Source organism: Atribacter laminatus (assembly GCF_015775515.1).
GTDB lineage: Bacteria > Atribacterota > Atribacteria > Atribacterales > Atribacteraceae > Atribacter > Atribacter laminatus.
Map to the genome: position 1 here is coordinate 2486350 of NZ_CP065383.1, position 21227 is coordinate 2507576.

Annotated in this window: 18 protein-coding genes and 2 pseudogenes; 7 read left to right on the top strand and 13 right to left on the bottom strand. The window is 37.4% G+C overall.

Annotated features, from left to right (window positions below; all coding sequences use genetic code 11):
* Positions 1–253 precede the first annotated feature (253 nt).
* The 4 genes from RT761_RS11175 (at position 254) to RT761_RS11190 (ending at position 6126) form a co-directional block, all read left to right on the top strand.
* Positions 254–1708 carry an IS4 family transposase gene (locus tag RT761_RS11175; protein WP_218111504.1) on the top strand — a complete coding sequence of 485 codons (1455 nt, stop codon included), beginning with the start codon at positions 254–256 and terminating at the stop codon, positions 1706–1708.
* Positions 1709–1890: 182 nt separating this feature from the next.
* Complete coding sequence (locus tag RT761_RS11180; protein ID WP_218111505.1) at positions 1891–2196, top strand: hypothetical protein; 306 nt, start codon at positions 1891–1893, stop codon at positions 2194–2196.
* 10 nt (positions 2197–2206) lie between these two features.
* Positions 2207–3412: a metallophosphoesterase family protein gene (locus tag RT761_RS11185; RefSeq protein WP_218111506.1), complete on the top strand. Its 1206-nt coding sequence runs from the start codon at positions 2207–2209 to the stop codon at positions 3410–3412.
* Positions 3409–6126, top strand: coding sequence for an AAA family ATPase (locus RT761_RS11190; protein WP_218111507.1), 2718 nt, complete (start codon positions 3409–3411; stop codon positions 6124–6126). The genes RT761_RS11185 and RT761_RS11190 overlap by 4 nt, the downstream gene beginning before the upstream one ends.
* Before the next feature lie 135 nt (positions 6127–6261).
* Here RT761_RS11190 and RT761_RS11195 read toward each other — a convergent pair whose 3' ends face one another.
* Entirely contained in the window at positions 6262–7095 is an 834-nt protein-coding gene (locus RT761_RS11195; protein WP_218111508.1) for a class I SAM-dependent methyltransferase, read from the bottom strand.
* Positions 7096–7176: 81 nt separating this feature from the next.
* The gene (locus RT761_RS11200; protein WP_218111509.1) at positions 7177–7398 is read right to left on the bottom strand and encodes a hypothetical protein; all 222 of its coding nucleotides are present in this window, start codon (positions 7396–7398) and stop codon (positions 7177–7179) included.
* Positions 7399–7508: 110 nt separating this feature from the next.
* Between RT761_RS11200 and RT761_RS11205 the strand changes: the two genes are divergently transcribed.
* On the top strand, positions 7509–8849 hold the full coding sequence (locus RT761_RS11205) for a GH1 family beta-glucosidase (protein WP_218111510.1): 1341 nt from the start codon (positions 7509–7511) through the stop codon (positions 8847–8849).
* 5 nt (positions 8850–8854) lie between these two features.
* On the opposite strand, the pseudogene RT761_RS14310 reads toward RT761_RS11205, so the two are convergent.
* The 9 genes and pseudogenes from RT761_RS14310 to RT761_RS11250 all read right to left on the bottom strand — a co-directional run.
* Positions 8855–8929: pseudogene (locus RT761_RS14310) on the bottom strand (hypothetical protein); the annotation flags it as partial.
* An 11-nt stretch (positions 8930–8940) separates the two neighbouring features.
* On the bottom strand, positions 8941–9486 hold the full coding sequence (locus tag RT761_RS11210; RefSeq protein ID WP_218111511.1) for an alpha-L-arabinofuranosidase C-terminal domain-containing protein: 546 nt from the start codon (positions 9484–9486) through the stop codon (positions 8941–8943).
* 15 nt (positions 9487–9501) lie between these two features.
* Positions 9502–10074, bottom strand: a pseudogene (locus tag RT761_RS14395) (hypothetical protein).
* 75 nt (positions 10075–10149) lie between these two features.
* On the bottom strand, positions 10150–10800 hold the full coding sequence (locus tag RT761_RS11225) for an ABC transporter ATP-binding protein (protein WP_218111514.1): 651 nt from the start codon (positions 10798–10800) through the stop codon (positions 10150–10152).
* A 156-nt stretch (positions 10801–10956) separates the two neighbouring features.
* The gene (locus RT761_RS11230; protein ID WP_484463098.1) at positions 10957–12006 is read right to left on the bottom strand and encodes an amidohydrolase family protein; all 1050 of its coding nucleotides are present in this window, start codon (positions 12004–12006) and stop codon (positions 10957–10959) included.
* 78 nt (positions 12007–12084) lie between these two features.
* Positions 12085–12939, bottom strand: a complete 855-nt coding sequence (locus tag RT761_RS11235) for a carbohydrate ABC transporter permease (protein ID WP_218111516.1) — start codon at positions 12937–12939, stop codon at positions 12085–12087.
* Entirely contained in the window at positions 12936–13847 is a 912-nt protein-coding gene (locus tag RT761_RS11240) for a carbohydrate ABC transporter permease (RefSeq protein ID WP_218111517.1), read from the bottom strand. Before RT761_RS11240 ends, RT761_RS11235 begins: the two co-directional genes overlap by 4 nt.
* A 96-nt stretch (positions 13848–13943) precedes the next feature.
* Positions 13944–15266 (bottom strand): extracellular solute-binding protein, encoded by a 1323-nt coding sequence (locus RT761_RS11245; RefSeq protein ID WP_218111518.1) that lies wholly within the window; start codon positions 15264–15266, stop codon positions 13944–13946.
* A gap of 150 nt (positions 15267–15416) precedes the next feature.
* Positions 15417–16427: a Gfo/Idh/MocA family protein gene (locus RT761_RS11250; RefSeq protein ID WP_218111519.1), complete on the bottom strand. Its 1011-nt coding sequence runs from the start codon at positions 16425–16427 to the stop codon at positions 15417–15419.
* Positions 16428–16614: 187 nt separating this feature from the next.
* Between RT761_RS11250 and RT761_RS11255 the strand changes: the two genes are divergently transcribed.
* A complete protein-coding gene (locus tag RT761_RS11255; RefSeq protein ID WP_246465353.1) occupies positions 16615–16902 on the top strand; it encodes a sugar ABC transporter substrate-binding protein in 288 nt (95 codons plus the stop codon).
* 118 nt (positions 16903–17020) lie between these two features.
* Here the strand turns inward: RT761_RS11255 and RT761_RS11260 are convergent, their stop codons facing one another.
* Positions 17021–17980: a sensor domain-containing diguanylate cyclase gene (locus RT761_RS11260; protein ID WP_218111520.1), complete on the bottom strand. Its 960-nt coding sequence runs from the start codon at positions 17978–17980 to the stop codon at positions 17021–17023.
* Positions 17973–19109 carry a cobalamin B12-binding domain-containing protein gene (locus RT761_RS11265; RefSeq protein ID WP_218111521.1) on the bottom strand — a complete coding sequence of 379 codons (1137 nt, stop codon included), beginning with the start codon at positions 19107–19109 and terminating at the stop codon, positions 17973–17975. The genes RT761_RS11260 and RT761_RS11265 overlap by 8 nt, the downstream gene beginning before the upstream one ends.
* 745 nt (positions 19110–19854) lie before the next feature.
* Here RT761_RS11265 and RT761_RS11270 point away from each other — a divergent pair.
* The gene (locus tag RT761_RS11270; RefSeq protein WP_218111522.1) at positions 19855–21180 is read left to right on the top strand and encodes an ABC transporter substrate-binding protein; all 1326 of its coding nucleotides are present in this window, start codon (positions 19855–19857) and stop codon (positions 21178–21180) included.
* Positions 21181–21227 lie beyond the last annotated feature (47 nt).

Below are 21227 nucleotides of genomic sequence, written 5' to 3' on the forward strand. Positions count from 1 at the left end.
TAGTTGATCAGGAAAATATGAATAAAAAGAAGGATTCTGAAAAGATAGAGCAAATCATTATAGTTGGCAAATATGGAATTGTGTATTTTTTTTAATTAAAATATTTGTGCTCTTTAGGTTAATAAATAACAGAAGAAATTATTATTTATTTAAATACTATGATATTATAATTATAATAGATAAATTTATTATTATTACCTCAACTTTCGCACTAAAATAAATGCTGAAAAACCTTGATTTTAAAGGGTTTTTAATGAAAACACCCCTCCTTTCTGGTAGAATTGACTTAAGGAAAAAAACCAATCACCACAAAGAGAGAGGTGTCTTCATGACTATCCTACCAGAAAATTTGAAAAATGAAAGGACCTTGTTACCCATGTTTTCCTCCTTTATGAAGGAGTTTAAAGTGAACCAACTGTTTCGAAAATGCCATATGAACAAAAAGAAAGGGTTCCCAGTCAAAGACGTCTTTCAGATGATCTTTCTCCTAGTCTTTACTCAGAAAAACGTTGCTGGTCTTCTCCAATCTCGACATCCCCTTTTCCAAGGAAAGAAAGACACTCTTTACCGTTTCCTCCACAAGACCAGTGGGAGCTGGCGAAAATTGCTCTTTCTTTTGAGTACCAAAGTAGTCTCTGAAGCGCTCCTTCCTTTTACCAGTTTGAAACGCTACACCTGGGTGGTGGATGATTCCCCCTATGAACGGCCTCGGAGCTTGAAAGTTGAAGGGCTCTCTCGATTCTATGATCACGCCCAAGGACGGTTCAGTCGGGGTTTCAGAATGCTCACTTTAGGACTCACCGATGGTGCTACCTTCATTCCCTTTGCTTTTTCATTGTTAAGTTCTCACCGCAAAGAAAACCAGCTCTGTCCCATGGATGCCTCCGTTGATGGGCGGAGCAAAAGAGCTCACCTTCGGAAAGAATCCCAAGAAAAAACTCCAGATGTCTTCTTCAACCTACTGGATGGAGCCTTAAAACACTGTCCTTTGGTCTCAACTATTCTCTTTGATAGTTGGTTCAGTTTTCCAGCCCTCATCCGCAAATGTGCTCTTCGCGGATTATCAGTGGTGTGCATGCTCAAAAACACCCCAAAAATTTACTATTCTTTTGGTGGAAAAGTTCTTTCTCTTTCCTCTCTTTTCACCAGAATTCAGAAAAGACCACACGGCAATATCATTGGATCGGGTGTCGTGAATCTCAATCTCACTGGGAAACCACTTTTAGCTCGGATTGTCTTTGTCCGAAGTGAAAAACAAAAATCTCAATGGTTGGCACTGCTTTCAACTGATCTGTCTCTTTCTGAAGACGAGATCGTCACCCTCTATGGGAAACGCTGGGATATCGAGGTTTTCTTCAAGATGGTGAAATCGGTCTTGAAACTCACTCGGGAATTTCAGGTTCGATCCTATGATGCTCTGGTATCCCATACCAGTATCGTCTTTATCCGCTATATCATGCTCGCGGTTATTGCCCGGAGAAACACCGATCCCCGAACCTTTGGCGAGCTTTTCTATGCCTGCTATGATGAAATTCAGGATATCACTCTTATGGAAGCACTCACTCTTCTTCTTGAGCTCCTGAAGACGACCATCAAACAGATTCTTGTCCTTTCAGAAGAAAAAGTCAAAGAGCTACTCATCTATTTTGTAAATAGTCTTCCAGCATGGTTGAGAGAAAAAGTGCTATTATTGAACTGCGAAAGTTGAGTTATTACTTTTTAAAGCTTCATCAACGATAACTTAAAAAAAGTACATTATTTTAAAGAAATGTATTGATTGATTAACGTTTTATAGAGGTAATGTAATTATAAATAAGCTAAGATTAACCATGAATTTAAAAAAACCGTAATTATAATTTAGCACTTTGATTAAAAAATGAGGAGGGCAAAATGTCACTTTCAGAAGCGTTGAGACAATTAGCATCAGTACAACGGATTCAAGCTTATTCCGATTCACCATCCTATACCGAGAGAGTAACCGCACCAATTTATGCTGCAATCGGACGAGAAATCGAAGTATTAATCAAGGAAGAAGTCTCCGGTATGAAAACTTATATAGCGAATACGATACAGCAAGCAGTACAAGAGGCAGTTCGGGAAGTCGGTCGTGAGGCTATTATTGCTGCAGTCCAATCATTGACTGAAAATGAAAAAGAGACGAAACAAAAAGATAAATCAAAATCAGATCCGGTTTAGGAGGTGAAAAATGGCCAGATTTCTGCACACGGCTGATTGGCATTTAGGGATGAAGTATGCCAAATTAGGTTTGAATGCCGAAAAGGCTCGGGAAGTGAGAATTCAAACCGCCAATGCCGTAATTGAATATGCTCAAAAGCATAATGTCGATTTCATCATTGTTGCTGGAGATTTATTTGATAGCAATGATATTGAAAGAGACCTGATTGATACGGTAATTCGCATCTTACAAAAGGCTATGCCAATACCAGTTTATATTTTACCGGGAAACCATGACCCCTTGACCATAGATTCCATCTATGCAGATCCTTTCTGGAAAACCCTTTCTAATACTTTTATTATTGACCAGCCTAAGCCCTTATCCGTTCCAAATATCCCGGTTACCCTCTATCCGTGTCCAGTCACTCAGAAACAAACCAAAAAAGACCTCACTGACTGGATTCAAGTGACCGGTGGCCAAATCTCTATTGGTATTGCCCATGGGAATCTTCAAATACCAGGGTTTACTGATGATCCCAACTTCCCAATTGATCCCGATCGGGCAGAGCAGTCTGGTTTGGACTATCTTTCTTTAGGAGAATGGCACTCTTTGTTCTCGCTTAAGGGAAAGGACGGGGCCATCCGAACGCTTTACCCCGGAACCCCAGAACCAACCAAATCTGGAGAAAACAACTGTGGAAGAGTGGTTATTGTCGAAATTGAAGAACACGGTTCCAAGCCTATTCTACAAGAGGTTGAAATCGGGACTCTCAAATGGGAAGAACGATTAATCGAAATTTCCAGCTTCGATGAGATCAAATGTGTTGAGAAAGAACTCAAGGACATAACTGACCCGGAAAACTGGGTTTTAGACCTTATATTGAAAGGAATCATTGACCAAGAAGCTTTTAATTATTTAGAAGCTATTGAAAACCAATGTGTTAAAAACTTCCTCTATTTTAAATTAAATAAAGACAAACTGCATATCAACCCCGACCTGACAAAGCTCAAAAACTTGATTCCAGAAGGAGTATTGTTTGGTAAAGTTATCGATGCCATCGAAGCCTTTAAAAGGTGTCATCCCAGTCTTCAAGAATTTTCTAATCTGTCCGCTGAAGATGCTGAAATCATGCTCCAAGAATTAACTAATGCAAGTCTTCCGTTGAATCCTTCACCAGAAGCCTTAGAAAGGGCTCTGATGATTCTCTATCAAATGGCAAGAGAGGTGGCAAGGTGATCATCAAGAAAATTTACCTCGAAAATTGGAAAATCTTTAGAAATCCCTTTGAAAGAGATTTTACCGAAGGCTTGAATATTATCTACGGTCCTAATGAAAGTGGAAAAACCACCTTGATCGATTCAATAAGAACCATCTTTTTTTCCAAACATACCAGTCAATCGGAGAAAATAAAATCATTAATTCCTTGGGGGTCATCATTGTCTCCTGGTGCAACAATTACCTTCTCTCATCATGATGAACTGTATAGAATAACCAAAAAGTTTGTCTCATCTCGAAGTTTAATAGAAAAATTCGCCGGTGGAAGTTGGGAACGAGTTGCTGAAGGTGATAGAGCTGACAACGAAATTATCAAATTAATCGGAGGTAAGTTGCCCAGTAGAGGGGATTCCAAACCAGAACTTTGGGGATTAGGCCAAACTCTTTGGATGGTTCAAGGACAACCAATAATTGAAAAAGAGCAAAGTTTGAACGAAGAGACTATATCCTCAATTCAAAAGCTAATCGGTGCCGTTGTTGAAACTGATATCGAAAAAAAATTATTCAATCAAATCATGGCTCAATTTTTGGATATATATACTGAGAAACGAAGAGATTTTAGAAAAGATTCTAAGGTTTTTATTGTCAAAGAACGAATAGATACCTTAGAAAAGGAAAAAGATGAACTTGATCAGAAAAGAGTAGAAAAAGAAAACTTAATACGGGACATTGAAGACAAAGAAATCCTTCTTCAAAAAAAGAAACCCGGTTTGACAGCAGCCTTGCAAGAAAAAGATGAACTAAAAAGTAAAATAAATTTAGCCCATGAACATCGATTAAACCGAGAAAAACTAAATGAGGAAGTAAAAAGGATATCCTCTGAATATAAATATTTAACTAACCAAATTGGCGAAATACAAAATAATGAGAATCATATCAAAGAAATTGAATTAAATAATGAAAAACTAATCAAGGAGAAAATGCTGAGCGAAGAAGATTTAGAAAAACTACTGGAAGAAATCGAGACTTTTAAACAAAATTTAAAGGATCTAACTGAGATTTATGAGCAAAAAGAAAGTGAACACCGTTACACCAGAACTGCTCATATTGCAATTCAGGAGGAAATAGAATTAAAAGAAAAAGAAGAGCGGCTTAAAAAAGTAAACAACTTAGAACAAGAGAAACTGGAAAAAAGGAAAAAATTGGAATCGCTTAAAGCCCCATCACAAAAAGATTTAAATATCATAGAAGACTATTATCGGAAAATCCATGATACCCAAACCAAATTAGATGGGCTTGGGTTAAAAATCAAGGCAAGTGCTCAAACTAATATATCTGGAACAATCCATTTAGATGATAAAAGGTTTGAATTCGAAATAAAAAAGGGAAAGAAAAAAGATTGGATCTCCCATGAAGTAGCAAGAATCTCGATTGATAAAGTCGGAGAAATTGAAATCATGAGTGGGAGCGAAGATGTCAAGGAAATGAAAAAACAATTAGAAGAACTCGAAATTGAGTTTGAAAAAATAACCGCTCCCTACGAAACCAAAGCGATTGAAGAATTGAGAGACCGTTTCCACCAAAAAAATGAATTGGATAATCATATTAAAAGACTTGAAAATGAAATAAAAGGTCAAACTAAAAATGGAAAAGAAATCTTAATTGGAGAGATTGCCGAACACAAAAAAAGAATTGAGTCCGACTGGAGTAAAATACCAGAGAATTTTGATTTAATAAAATATGCAGGAAATGAAGACAAGATTCAAGCGAAAGAAATATCTGCTAAAAAAATAAATGAATTAGAAAAAGAGCTTGAAGCATACAAAGACAAAGAAAAAAATCTTAAAAAAGAGTTGGAAGAGTTGAATAATAAAAAAGATGCGGTCCAAAGTAAAATTCGAGATTTTGAAAAAATTCTTCATGGAAATAATGAACGAAAGAGTGCCTTACAAAACAGTTTAGAAAACCTTCAAAAAGATGGGTTTACTCTGAAAGAAAGGGAAGAAAAACTAAATGATATTTCGATAGAATTGGATCGAAAAGAAAGAGCTCTTCAAAAATACACCGAAGATATTGAAGAGATGGAAAATCAGCCGGAAAAAGCCTTTGCTGAATGCGAAAATAAGATTAGAAGATTAGATCAAGATATTCACCAATTAGAAAAAGACCTTGCCGAGAAAAACGGAAAACTCAATTCCATGTTGGTTTCTTTTAAAGATACCAACCGGATCGAGGAGGAATTGTTTTTTCTCAAAGAAGAAGAAAAGCGGTTGGAAGTCGAAGCATCAGCGCTTGAATTGCTGTATGATTTAATAAAATATTATAGAACCAAATCAGTAGAAAGCTTATCCGACCCAGTTAAAAAAATGGTCAATGAAGATTTAAAACGGCTTTTGGGGATTAAATATGCGGTTCATTTAGATGAAGGGATAAAGCCTATCTCGGTAACATCGTCCAGCTGGGGAACGGTGATTCCCATCGAAAACCTCTCTTTTGGTACCGAAGAACAGATATGGTATCTTTTCAGGTTGGCTTTGGGGAGATTGCTTAGTCATGAAGAAAGGCAATTAGTCGTTCTTGACGATCCTCTGGCCAATACCGATGCGAGCCGCTTGCACCGTGCTTTGCAAATTTTAGAAGATGCCGCCAATCAGCTCCAAATTATTGTGGTAACCTGTGATGTCGATAAATATAACTGGCTCTCCAATGCCAACTATATTACTATGGAAAAATAATATTTGTAGGGGCACAATGTATTGTTCCCATTTTTTAATTAATGAAGCGACATGCCATGGCATGTCGCTTCTTGGTTTTCATTGTCACCATCTGGTGCCACAAAAGTGACATGAAGGCCTATTAAAAATAATAAATCACTGAGTTTGTTGTTGCTTCCCCAACTGAAAATGAATCACATACTGTATTCCCAATAAATCTGAAAGAAATCCCATAAACTGGTTACGAATTCCTTTGAAATGATGGTCTCGGAAATAGTAATAAGTGCCTAGTAATTTGATTCTCTCATCCCAGGCTAAAATATCTTTTTTATTTTTCAATCCCCATACCAAATTCGATTTTTTGTCTAAACCTGAGCTTTCTATAACCTTTTTATTGGCTATTTTCATTCCAAGGGGCGAGCAGACGTCAACCAATAATTCACTTCCGGGAAAAGTATTCACCAGCGTAATTATAAAATCTCTAATTTCTTGTTCCTGAAAGTAATACAATATTCCTACGGCAATGAACAAAGCCTTTTCTTTGATTTCAATTTCGCTCAACCATGCTTTTTCTAAAAAAGAAGAGGCAATGAACTTTCTTCTTGCGCCTTCTTTAATGAACTTTCTTCTTAATTCAATGACATCGGGTAAATCCAAATCATACCAAATTAAATAGTCATTATCGATTCTTTCAAAAGTCGTATCCAGGCCGCAACCAATATTGACAATGGTTCCTTTTGGAGTGAGATTGATGAATTTTTTGATAATTTGATCACCGATGAGGCTTCGTTTGATCCAGGCAATTTGGGTTATATCATCCAGGTTCCTGGTCATCAATGAAAAGTCGAAATTGACTGAATCAATGATTTTCACTGCCAGGTCATCAATGAGCAGAGGGTGAGGTTTTTTTGATTCCATAGCTCGACCCCAAAGCGGTAAGAATAAGGTTTTCTGAACATCACCCAACTCAACATTTAATTTTGTTATCATTTTCTTTCCTTTTCTCCTCTCAAAAAATAGACCTCAATGTTGACCAGCAATCCTAAATGAGGACAAAAACCAATTCAGGAATCAAATTCTACTTTTAATAAAAGGAATAAGTTGAGCTTGTAATAAAAGGAAACTGATTGAATTCATTTCAATCTCTCTTTCGCAAAAGGGAGAAAATGGTATCTTGGACCAAGAAAATATCTCACCGAAGATACCAACAAAACCAAGAATTGGCCATTCAAACATTACTCGAATGGTAGGCTTTAAAAGAAGATAGCGACTTAAAAATCCCTGCTTTTTCATTTAGGTCAGAGACCCTGGGTAAAAGGTTGTATAATTTTTATTGTATTCATAATATATTATACAATACTGCGGTCTTTTAAGAAGTAAATCAATGTAAGGAGGGACTAAACATGGTTATCTTTCCTTTGCATTTTATATTTGGAGTGGCAACCGCTGCTTATCAAATTGAAGGGGCTTGGAATGAAGATGGAAGGGGAGAGAGTATCTGGGATCGCTTTGCTCATTCACCGGGGAAGATTAAAGACGGAACAACTGCTGATGTAGCCTGCGATCATTATCATCGTTTCGAAGAAGATATCGCATTTATGAAAGACCTGGGTATTGATGCCTATCGCTTTTCTATTTCTTGGCCCAGGGTTTTTCCAAAGGGAAAAGGGCAGGTGAATGAGTTGGGAGTTAACTTCTACCATCGATTGATCCAAAAGCTCAAGGCGGTTCATATTCAACCGGTTGCCACGTTGAATCACTGGGATTTACCCCAAACCCTCCAGGATAAAGGTGGCTGGGAGAACAGAGAAACGATTGATGCGTTTGTTGAATATGCACAATTTCTTTTCCAGGTTTTTGGCAAAGATGTTCCTTTCTGGATCACGCATAATGAACCATGGGTGGTCGCCTTCCTCGGACACTACGAAGGAAGAATGGCACCGGGGAAAGATGATTTTGATTCAGCTCTCTTGGTTTCTCGAAATCTTCTCTTGGCTCATGGATTAGCCATTCGAAACTTTCGAGAAGGAAAAGTCAACGGTAAAATTGGAATCACTCTCAATTTGTCTCCGGTTCACCCAGCTTCAGACAATAAAGAAGATATAGAAGCGACCAGACGGTTTGATGGATATCTCAACCGGTGGTTTTTAGATCCTCTTTATCGAAGGCAGTTTCCCGATGACATGATAGATTGGTACCAACGAAAAGGTTTAAATATTACCCCCTTGACTCATGAAGAATCGAAAGTTGTCTCTCAACCTCTGGATTTTCTTGGTGTGAATTACTACTCACGCCGTATCACAAAAAAAGGAAAAGAGCCGATTCTTGAGAATGATTTAGTTCTCCCTCCAGAGAGTGAATATGCCGAAATGGAGTGGGAAGTTTATCCTTCGGGAATATATGAGATTATAAAAAGAGTAAGCGAAGAGTATAAACCGGTGGAAATCTATCTCACTGAAAATGGTATCTCGATTCAGGATACCATCGATGAAGATGGGAAAGTGAGGGATATTAAAAGAATCGAATATCTCCGTGAGCACTTAAAAAAAATTTCTCAGACAATGCAGGAAGGATGTCCAGTTAAAGGATATTTTGTCTGGAGTTTGATGGATAATTTTGAATGGGCTCATGGTTTTTCTCAAAGGTTCGGTTTGATCTATACTGATTACCAAAGTTTGCGAAGAATTCCCAAGGAAAGTTTTTATTGGTATCAGAAAGTCATCCAGAACCGGAGGATCGATTGAGCAAGTTAACTTTCTCTTACCCACACCGTCATTTCTCCAATACCACGATTATTCCAGGCATAATAAGGAATGAATTGAAGTGGTACTTCTTCTACGGAATGCTTTTCAGAGCTGTAAAGATGCCAAGAGGCGTTCGGCTAGCATGTTTCACGAACAAGTCAAAAACATGATAGATCGGTGTCAAAACTATACTTTGGGAATTGGTTTTTATCATTCCTAAAGCATTGACCATTTGAGCCAGATTGGCCATTTGAACCGAATCACACCTTCGATGCAGGGCAAAAAATACACCGGCAGCAAACAAAGCATCTTTTAGAGCATAAGGTTCTTCAAGAAAGACCATCTTTTTTTCTGTTACTTCGGCTTCTGGTATAACCTGATACCAGACGTTCCATTCATCAAGGGCAATTTTGATATGATCTAGTTGAAGGTGCTTAATTAAGCTGTCTAAAAGTTGTAACCGTTCTTCAACATAGTACGCAGAAGCTACTGTGTCGTAGTAATCATCTGAGCCATGGTACTGGTGTATAGAAATATAATCAATTACTTTTCCTGCATGCTTCAATACCGTCAGGTCCCATTCCGGATTATCGGCTCCCACTGCTATGACTTTTATTGAAGGATCGATACCTTTCATGAACAGGGCATACTGTCATAACTTTTCGGAATATTCATTGGCGCTGCAATGACCAACTTGCCAATCACCGTAGACCTCGTTTCCGATCCCCCAATACTTAACTCGGTAAGGATCCGAGTTTCCATATTTTTTGCGCAAATCAACATATTCAGTAGGAGTGTCAAGGTTGGTGTATTCTAACCAACTCAATGCTTCATCAAGGGTGCTGGTTCCTAAGCTGATAGCGAAGTAGGATTCTACTCCAATTTCCTTACAGTAGTCAATGAATTCGTCGGTTCCAAATTCATTGCTTTCCAGTCCTCACCAAATATAATTTAACCGAGTCGGTCTTTTATCAAGTGGTCCAATTCCATCTTGCCAGTGATAGGCTGATACAAAATTGCCACCGGGCCATCTCAGAATTGGACACTGAATTTTCTTGACAGCTTCTAAAACATCTTTTCGATATCCGCGTTCATCAGACTTCGGTAAATTCTTATCATAAATACCACCATAAATACATCGACCCAAATGCTCGATGAAATGACCATAAATGAGATCATTTATTTCACCGGTTTTAACTTTCCATACTTTAACATAACCATCCATTACCTTCCCTCCCCAATTTATTTCTCTTTCAATCTATTTAAAATATACGAATAAATGAGTTGATAAAAATAGGGATTACCGGTATAACCAGCATACAACATAGTGTTGTTGAGAATCAATATTAAGCAGTTCAGGTCTCGAATCGGAACACACTTCTGTACCTCGAGGGCATCTTGGGCAAAATCTACAACCAGGAGGTGGATTAATAAGACTAACAGGATTCCCTGGGATCGATTTTTTTTCCGTTTTATCACCAATTTTGGGTATTGACGAGAGTAGAAACTTCGTATAAGGGTGAAGGGGATTGGCAAAAACTGATTCAGTCGAGCCAAATTCTATAATACAACCGCCATACATGATTGCCATCATGTTTGACAAACCAGGAACCAAGGAAATATCGTGCGTAATAAAAATAAATGTACTTTTTGATTGATTCTGAATAGTGCTTAAAAGTTGCAAAATATCTCGTTGAGTGACAACATCCAGTGCCGACGTTGGTTCATCAGCAATGATTACATCTGGTTTTAAAAAGGTAGCTAAAGCTATGACACACCTTTGTCTCATTCCTCCAGAAAGTTCAAAGGGGTAAATGCGTAAGACATGAGAAGGAAGATTTACCATTTCTAAATGATCTTTTACTTTTTGTTCGTCAAAAGTTTTTCCATGGGAGTTTGCCAGGTCGGAAAATATATCTTTTAATCTTCTAACCGGATTTAGCGAACTCATTAAAACATAACCACTCAATAAAATCAAGTTGACAATTTGAAGCTAAAATATTTTTTTATAAGGTTTCCAGAAGCTAGAAAACCAAGATGAAGGTTCTCCAAATTCAATCCTTCCTTGCGAATACACTATTTGTTTCTTTTCTTGGTTGCTGAAAGATTATTGCTTATTAATACCTAATATTCGGCTTAGATTTTTATAATAAACTTTTTCTAATACCTCATCGGGTAAATAAAGCCCATAAATAAACCAGCGACCTTGTCGTGGTGGGTAAGTGGGATCATAATTAAAATATTCATCATCGGTTTCTAAAAACCGCGCATAGATTTGATACCATACTTTATCGGGAAGTCGATCAATTCCAAAAATGATACGGTCAGCATAGTCTAAGAAAAATTTTCTTGTCGTGTAAGGCTGCCTTCCTAATTCACCAATTCTTTCTGAAATATCCACATATAAATTGGGACACTCATTTAATAGAGAAGATACCCAAGCAAGATTTTCTGCATAGCTGGCTACATGACAACCAATAAATTGGGTTTTTTTATGGCGACGAATCCGATTGGCAAATTGCTCCATAACTTCTAAAAAAGGTGGGAATTGAGAACCAAAAAAACTCCATTCGGGATGCTCTCCAAGGTCATCAATTCTTTCATTAAATTGGTCCACGGGATCAAAGAAAGCAACTGGATCTGAGATATGCATATATACCGGAATTTTTAACGAAGCGGCTGTTTCAAAAATTGGATCTAATCTTGGATCGTCCACTTTGACTAATTTTCCTTGCGGGCCTTTAACATGAAGCCCCAGATTTTTCCATATTTTAATACCAGAAGCCCCCAATTTTACTTGTTCTTCAACCCGCTTAGCTGCCCAGTCTCCAAAGTTTTTTCCTTTTTCTTCCCATTTAGACCAATCAATTCCACCCATATGATAAAAACGGTCAGGTGCTTTAGCTTTAAATCTTTCTATATGAGTTATAAGCATTTCTTCGTTTTCCATGCCATCAAGGTCAACAATCACCTGCACATTCATATCATCCATCATCGCTAATAATTCTTCTACTGAATGTTCCATCCAGTAACTTCCCAATATCTCAAGATGGTTGTGACCATCTATCAGGGGAATTTTCGGTTTTTCAATATTGGTTTTCTTGACAACCAGTTTTGGTGTCGGGTGATATTCGGCAAGTGTAATCTTCTTACTAATCTTGCATCTCCTCCTTTGTCAGGTTGCTATTTTTATTTATGAAATTATTTACTAAGCCATTTTTAACTACAAAAGAGCTTAACCTTTCACTGCTCCGGAAACCAGACCTTGAACAATATACTTTTGCAACAGTAAGAAAATAATGACGATAGGAATTGTAATCAATACTGATCCAGCAAATAAATAACCCCAATCAATCAAATATTGACCACGAGAGCTGCCAAGTGCTAAAGGTACAGTCCAGTTTTCATAATTATTTAAAAAGGTTAAAGCAAACATGAACTCATTCCAGGAAAGGATTAAAGCTTGAGTAAGGGTGACTACAATGCCTGGGGCTGCCAAAGGGAAAACAACCCGAAACAAAGCTCCAACTGGACTACAACCATCAACTTTAGCTGCTTCATCGATACCAATCGGAATAGAATCAAAATATCCCTTTAGGAGATAAGTGCAATAGGGAAGAGTGAGAGAAGTATAGGCAAAAACCAATCCCATTAAATTATCGATCAACTTTAAATCTCTCATTAATAAATACAGAGGAATTAATATCAATGATCCAGGAAGCAGTTGGCTGAAAATGATCATGTATTTTAAAGAAGAATTTCCTCTGAAGCGAAACCGCGAAAGTGAATAAGAAGCGAACGAAGCTAAAATAACGGTTATTACAGCAGTAAATAATGAGACAACCATGGTGTTCCTCAGAAATTTTCCGAATCCAACACCACCATAGGGTTTTTCACGGATGAGATTTAAAAAAGCATCAAAGGTTGGTTGCCGGGGAATCCAAACCGGTGGGTAAGTAAATATTTCGGCTCGGGGTTTAAAGGAAGATGAAATCATCCAAAAAAAGGGGATAAGAACAAAAGAACACAAAAGAATTAGAAGAATATAAACAATTGTCTTTCTCACAAATTTATGTTTTTTAAAGCTCATCGTTCACTATCCATTCTGTCCAATAGTCTAAGGTAAGCAATTGTAAAAACCATTGTTACGATAAGCACTAAGACGCCAGCAGCTGATGCTTCACCCATTCGCAAAGCTTCAAAAGCTTTTTGATAAATAAAAATAGTTATATGCTCGGTGGCATGAGCCGGTCCACCTTTATTGAGAACATACACAATATCAAAATCTTTAATCGTCCAGACCATTAATAATATAAAAACAGTCAGAGTAACCGGTCTAAGCGTTGGTAAAGTCACATACCAAAACTGCTTAAAATATCCCGCTCCGTCAATTTCAGCAGCTTCATAATGTTCCTTTTGGATTCCTTGTAGTCCAGCTAAAAGCATTATCGCAACCCAAGGCCACCCTTTCCAAATATTAACAAACATGGCAACTGGTAAGGCTAAGTCCTTATTCGAAAGCCACTTTACCGGTTCTTTGATAATACCGACAGCTGCTAACATATAGTTAAAAATACCGTATTGGTAATCAAACATCTGGACAAACAAAAGGCAAACTACCACAACCGGCATTGCCCAAGGAATAACAACAATCGATCGAGCAATTCCTACTCCTTTTATTTTTTCGTTCAAAAGTAGGGCAGCAATTAAACCAATCACGAAACGCAACAGCACAGTGATAACCACATACTTGATGGTGATGATAATGGAATTAACAAAATACTTGTCACCAAAGAAGTTCATATAATGTTTAAGGCCTACAAAGGGGTTTACACCTGGTCGGGCTAAATAATTCTCAAAAAAACTCATTCCCACAGTTTTAGCTATTGGATAAAGAATAACAATTGCCATCATCAATACCATTGGGAATACTAAAACGTAGGGAAGTGACCATTTTCCTAATTTTGGATTTAATATTTTGGCTTCCTTTTTTCTCATAGGCCATCCAAGATATTTTTTAATTTTCTTCGACTCATTAACCTCAAGAAGGAAGAAAATTAATCCTTCCTTCTTGAGTGCTTTTAAACAATCAGATTACCTAAAAAGAGCTTTGATTTCTTCGGCAGCTTCATCCAACACGTCGGCAACATCTTCTTGGTTAATAAAGGCTGCTTGGGCGAAATTAATCATTATGCGGTTAATCTCTCCGAGTTCAGGTATTTCTGGATCAAGAATAGGAGGTTCATAATATCTTTCCTCAGCCAAACTGGCTAATTTCGCATTCAATGGCCAAGTTTCATAGTAATCAGCACCAGTTGAGTAATCAGTGTTAGACGGAATCATACCGCATTCCGATACAAGTGCTTGAGCTTCTGGTGTGGTCATCCAAAGGAGAAATTTGATAGCTTCATCTGGATTCTTGCTGTTACTCGAAACTAAATGAGTAATACCATAATTCTGTTTGTTGAAGGGATATTGCTCACCATTATAAACAATATCTGGTGATGCTATGATATCTAAATCGTCCAACAATGCTTCATTGTATTCCTTAGTCATACCAACAAACCATGGTCCGTCAATATTCATTGCTACCACACCATTCCAAAATAAATCTCTCTCATCGGCTTTGTCGTATGAACCAGGTGCAACCACTTTATGGGTAAATATCATATCTTGCCACCATTTGAAGGCATAATTCCACGCTTCATTGCCAACAATAATATTATCTGGTTCGTAGGGCGGTTTGTTGAGCGGGGAATAAGTAGCACCGATTGGGTAGCAGATAAAGGTCTTCATTTCATCATAAACAAAATCGTGGGTCGAAATTACTGCACCGAAACCATACTGCATGGTTCCATCATCTTTACTTTTAGTTAGTGACTTTGCGACCTCGAGAAAATCTTCATTGGTGATGATGGTATCCGCATCAATTCCAGCTTCTTCAAATAATGATTTACGGTAATACACTCCACGCATCCCCGTTGCATAGTTAGCGATACCAATATAATGACCGTTAAAAACCAATTCTTTTTGTCCAATCAGCTTATCTTCTAATTCCGTTCCTTTAATATATTGATCTAAGTTAACAAAAGCTCCGGTTTCTCCCTCGCGTAAAGATGCATAAGTAGCATATCGTGCCGCAGCGTCTTGTAACTGGACAATATCTGCTTCAGTCCCGGAAACAATTTCGACAGCAAGTTTATCCCAATATTCATCGTAGGCTGGGCCATAGTACACAATTTCTACATTCGGATTTTGTAATTCATAAGCTTCTTTCAACAAATCAAACGCTTTTTTATGAGGAGCTTCAACATACACCGACATCTCAACCGTTAAGCGGACTTTTTCTTGAGCTACAACTGCAGAAACACAAACCAGAATCAACAATATTACTAATGGTAAGGTTAACTTCTTCATTTCTACCTCCTTATATTGCAAAAAATCCAATCCCATGATTAAAAACACTTTTTGAAAAATACCAAACCCTCATCTATCACTTTCTTTTTTAAATTACATTACCACCTCCATATTCGCAGATTTATTTCTTTAAAGAATAACTAAAAAAAGCTATAGATTAAGCTCGACAATCTTTCCTGACTCAATAGACTTCTCAATGGCTACCACAATTTTTGTATTAATGAGTCCATCTTCAACTCCCACCAAACAGGGTATATCGTTAACAACATGATCAATAAAATGAAGAATGGGTTCTTTAAAGAAACCGAACATGCGATCGAAACCGTCTTGCCGACCTCCAATAAAAGGTATTTGGTATCCTTCATCAGCACACATCGAAATCCCATTAAAGGTGGGTTCTAATTCCATTTTTCCATTGGTTGTAAGTATATCCATTCGAAAGTCGAGTGAAGGCCAGTTTTTTGGGACAATCCATGAAGTATCAATGGTAGCGAATGAATCCTCGAATATAAGTTGGGCCTGAATGGCATCATAGGTATCATAGCCAATTGATTTTAAAACTTTTCGCTTTCCTGAAGCGAAAACTTTAATTGGTTTTTGCCCATAAATCCAACAAACCAGGTCCACTATGTGGGGTCCTAAAAACCATTGAGGTCCAGATTTTGCGCTCCAAGACAACCATTTGGTAATCATTATACTGTTAGCTAAGCGAATGTAAGCACTGACTGGTTCACCATATTTTCCTGACTCAAGGTTTTGTTTCGCTTGAATAAAAGGGGTATTCCAGCGGTTTTGAAAATCGGTCATGAATTTGACGCCTTTTCGCCTTACTGCATCGGTGATGGCCTGAGCATCCTCAATGTTGGTTGCCAGTGGTTTTTCAACAATGAGGTTTTTTCCGGCTTCGATAACTTTTAAGCTAATATCTCGATGGGAGAAATCAGGAGTTGCTACGCTAACAATATTAATTGAAGGGTCATTGGTTATTTCTTGAAGATCGGTAGTAAAATTGCAATTATATCTTTGTGCTGCTTGTTTTGCCCGTTCTTGATCTTGGTCACAAACCCAAGCTAAATCTACACTGGGACTTTCTGAATAGGCACGACAATGAGTATCTCCAAATATACCAGCTCCTATAACCGCTGCCTTAATTCTTTCCATAAAGACTTCCTCCTTATTCTTTAACGTTAAAAAATAATTGCAACCATATCAATCAGGTTAAAGAATTTACCTTATATGATCATATTTATCAGCACTCCAATATCCATTTTTATCTTTCTAATGTAAATTAGTCTAACATAATCTATTTTAATTTGCGATAATTTTAACGGTAAAGGACAAGAAAGGTATCTATGTCACTGCCGGTGGTCCTTTTGGAGCAGCCAAAGCCATTAAGGATGCTGGATTGACTGGGAAATTGAAATTGGTGTGCCATGACTGGATGGAAGAAACTGTTGCTTATATCCGGTCGGGTGAAGTCACTGCCTGCCTCGATCAGGATCCTTTCAACCAAGGGTATGCCCCAGCCGTTTCAGCCTTTAATCAGATCGTCGCTGGTATCGTTCCAGAAGAAATTAACTTTTTCGAAGGGGATGTTGCTACTCCAGAAAATGTGAACGAGAAGATCCCACAATAAGAATTAAACAGCTCGGTTTTTTATAGGATTGGGCTAATTGAACGGTCCAATCCTATTTTTAAAAGCCCCTTCACACCAAGGTATTTTTTTTCCTTTATTAGATTCCCAAAAAAGCTTACTAATTTTGACGTTGTGTTTTTTGACAGATGAAAGTTTGATTTCTTCCCTTCCGTTTTGCCTGGTAAAGCGCATCGTCGGCATTTTTCAAAAGTGATTCAAGAGTATCGTTTGGAGTTTTTTCTGCAACTCCGAAACTAACAGTGATTCGAAATCCATATTGCGGAAAATGATAATCCTCAACCATTTTCCGAAGACGTTCGGCAAGATTTGCTGCCACTAAGGAATGAGTTTGTGGAAGAAGAAAAATAAATTCTTCACCACCAAAACGAGCTACGATATCCTCAATTCTGGAATTTTTGATAAAAATATTGCTTACATCAATCAAAACTTGATCTCCAACACTGTGTCCATGAATATCGTTAACAGTTTTGAAATGATCAATATCAGCCATAACCAAAGATAACGGTGAATGATGGCGCTTGGCAAAAGAAAAGGCACTTTCTAATTGAATCATAAAATAGCGACGATTCCATAGATTGGTGAGAGGGTCGGTATTCATCAATTTTTGAATAGTATCATTAGCTTTTTCCAGCGCTTTATTCTTTTTGTTGAGCTCGCGAACCAAGTCAGTCAGCTCGTTATTGAGGCTGGAAATTGTGGAAATTGTATTGTCCCCGGTAAGAACTGGTTTTTCCCCAATTATTAAATAAGAATCGTTTAAGCCAATAATCGTCCCAAAAACCAGAAAAGAAAAAGTATTTTCTCCCTGAAAAAGGAATTTAAAAGGATGAATTTCATTTGGTGAGGGGAGAGGTATCGTTTTTGTCGATTCAGTAGAAATGAAATCCGAAATTGTTCTTCCAATTGGTTCGTGTGAAAGATTCAGAAGTTTGATTAAGCCCTGATTGCAGCCTATGATTTCCAAATTTGAATTAATAATGACCATAACAATTGAACTCATTTGTTCAAAATACTGGAATAGACTTTCTTGATAAAGAGAAAGATATTTTTTAAACATCTAAGGAATTTGCCTCATTCCACCAAGAATTGGCTAATTTTACTGCTTCTAATCCATTTGACGCCCAACCATCAGCGCCAATTTTTTGCCAGAGATTAGTTGTATGAAAAAAGGCTAAACCTCCCACCATAATTTTTATAGCATTAAGATCAGGATCATTTTTCACTGACCAAATGATTTGTCTGGCATTTTCTATAAGATAGGGCATAGTAACCGACAAACCAAACAGAAATGGCTTCTTTCCTTTCAAGTGTTCCAGAAGATCTTGTTGAGGAATATTCGTCCCTATATAATCCACATTCCAGCCTTCAATTTCAAGTAAATCAGCAACGATACGGCCACCAACTTCGTGAAACTCATTAGGTGCCGAGGTAATGACTGCATTTCCATATTTTGTATCTATCAAAGGAAACCGTGTATATAAAGAAGCCATTATCCGGCTTACAATAGCCGTAGAAAGATGTTCTATTGCCACCGATATTTCCCCAATTTGCCAAAGAAAACCCACCCGATATAAAGCTGGTTGAATAACCTGAAGATAAAAGGGGGCTAAGTCGGCGGGGGTTTTCACATTTTTTTCCGAATAAAGAATACAATTTTTATAATCGCCCTGTAGGAGATAATGAAGGAATTGCTCATGTTCTTTTTGAAGGTCCCCATGGAAGGAGAGTCCAATATCTCGATTGGTTTCCACCAAATCTACCAGAGCAGGATGCCATTTAATTAAAAAATGGTAAACGAGACTCAATGATTGAGCCTCATTTGATTTCAAATGTTCTTCGATGGCTTTTATCCACTGATGAAAAGCTATAGGAAAATAATCATAATGAAAACCATGAATGTGATAAGTTCGATAAACCCAGGGAATCATATTTATAAGCATATCGAAATCTTGGAGCTTCATAATTTGAATGATTAAGTTAAAATGATACCGGTGGTTGTCATACATCATTTGAAGGGGGTTGTAGCCAATTAACCGGTGAATATCAGGAAGCATACTTATTCGCGTATTTACCGTTTCAATGATTAGATCTTTTTTTCCGCATAATTCAGACCAAGAATGAGTTAAAGTTGTAGTTAACTGTTTGGCATCATTTCTCATCTGGTACAAAACCATTGGTCGGCTCAAATTAACACCTCCTTTTTTTAAACTCAAAAAATCTTTGTTTATTATACCTTTTTTAATGAGAAGTTATAAAATGATTCCCACTTCATGTTTTTCGTTGATTTTGAATAAGACCAATGCATACCTAACTCGATTGATTTTTAAAAAGCTTTTTCAAAATAATTTCTTTCCTTCTATTGGATAAACATTTCTTTCTTTTCTTAGTTATTATTCTAAGTTGGGTATTGGGTGAAGTAAGAATCCTATCTGATGCTTTGGACGTCATCCTGAACCCGCTTTCTTACTCCTTTTTCTCTCCCTCGCCCCATCGCGCTCTTATTCTCTGAGGGTGTGAATATCCCATCTGACTCCATCGTCATCCTGAGGATTCGCTTTTCGAAGCCGTGAGAATCTCATCCTTTTTTTTTCCACGATCTCCCAATCCCCAATCCAACCTATATTCTAAAATCAAAACCTGAACTTCAAGATTTATTAATTCAAATAGCAATAATTTTCATTCATAAATATAATTTAATTAATAATATTAAATAATGATCGAATTCAAAAATCAAGACATGATGCTCAAGAATTCGTTATACTAAATCAGATAGGGGAAAGAAAGTGGTAAAAAACTAATGAATAATGGAGGAAAATATATTTTATATAATTAAATAATTTAAATAATTTATTGAAAAAGCTTGAATTGGCATTTAAAGCCAGTTAGAATGGGTCTTAGTAAAAATTCTTTATAGATAGGAGAGAGAAAGGAATGATTAAAAAGAGTAAAAAAAGCGTTGTTTTATTAGGACTATCATTTATATTCATTCTTTGTGTTAGTGCTTTTGCTTCAGATTTAGCTGAATTCGAAAAGGCATCCATTAATTGGAGACAAAAAGAAGGGGAACGACTTCTTGTTGGTATGAACAAACACGGATTTACTGATGCTATCCAACAATTTCTTCCAGAATTCGAACAATTAACTGGGATAAAGGTAACCTTGGACGTCTATCCAGAAGAAGAGTTTAGAAAGAAAAGATTGGTTACGATGGCTGGTGGAGGGGGCATTTACGATGTATTCATGATTGACCAGGCATTATACCAATATGCAGAAGCCGGATGGGTTGAACCTTTAATGACGTATATTGAAAATCCAGATCTTACCGATAATAATTGGTATGATTTTGAAGACATATTTGATAAAGCAAGGGGTTTTGGTGAATACAAGGGAGTATTTTATGCATTGCCTATAACCGGAGAAGCCGAGATTCTCTTTTATCGTAGCGACCTTAACGAAGAGAAAGGATTGGCAGTTCCACAAAGCATGGATGAGCTCTATGAAAATGCTAAAAAGTTAAAATCAGATTCCATAGCTGGTATCGTACTAAGAGGTCAAAGAGGATGGGGTGCCAACGTATGGCCTTGGTCTGGGTTTTTATGGACATATGATGGCAGATATTTTGATGCAGATGATAATCCTGCCTTTAATAGTCCAGAAGCAGTAGCAGCAACCGAGATGTACGCAAAGCTACTCATAGATGCTGGTCCTCAAGCCCCAGCTAGCTACAACTGGTATGAAGTTCAGTCTGACATAGCGCTCGGAAAAGCGGCAATGGGTATTGACACAGGTATGTTTATGGCCGTTTATGAAGATCCTGAAAAGTCAGAGGTTGCTGGAAAGATGGGTTATATAACCATGCCAGGAGTAAATGGAAAGAAGTCTGTACCGAACTTCCATTATTGGCAGATAGCTATGGACCCAAAATCAGTTCATAAAGAAGCAGCTTGGTTGTTTATACAGTGGGCTACCAGTAAAAATATCCTGCTTCCAGTTGCGGTTAAAAATGGAACTGCCCCACGAGCAAGTATTTGGAACAATGAGGAATTTCTATCCAAATACTCGAAAGAATGGGCAGAAGCAAGCTCTCAGGGCTTGGCTTCCGCAGACCCTTCACTAGTACCCTATTATAAACCTGAATTTTCGGAATTTGGAGAAATTCTCTCAATTGCCATCAGTGATGTAATTACTCAGACCAAAGATTGTCAAGAAGCTCTTAATTTTGCTGTAGAAGAAACTAAGAAAATATTAAATAAATAATTATATAAACATTCAAACCATGCCTGAGAATTTCAATCCTCTCAGGC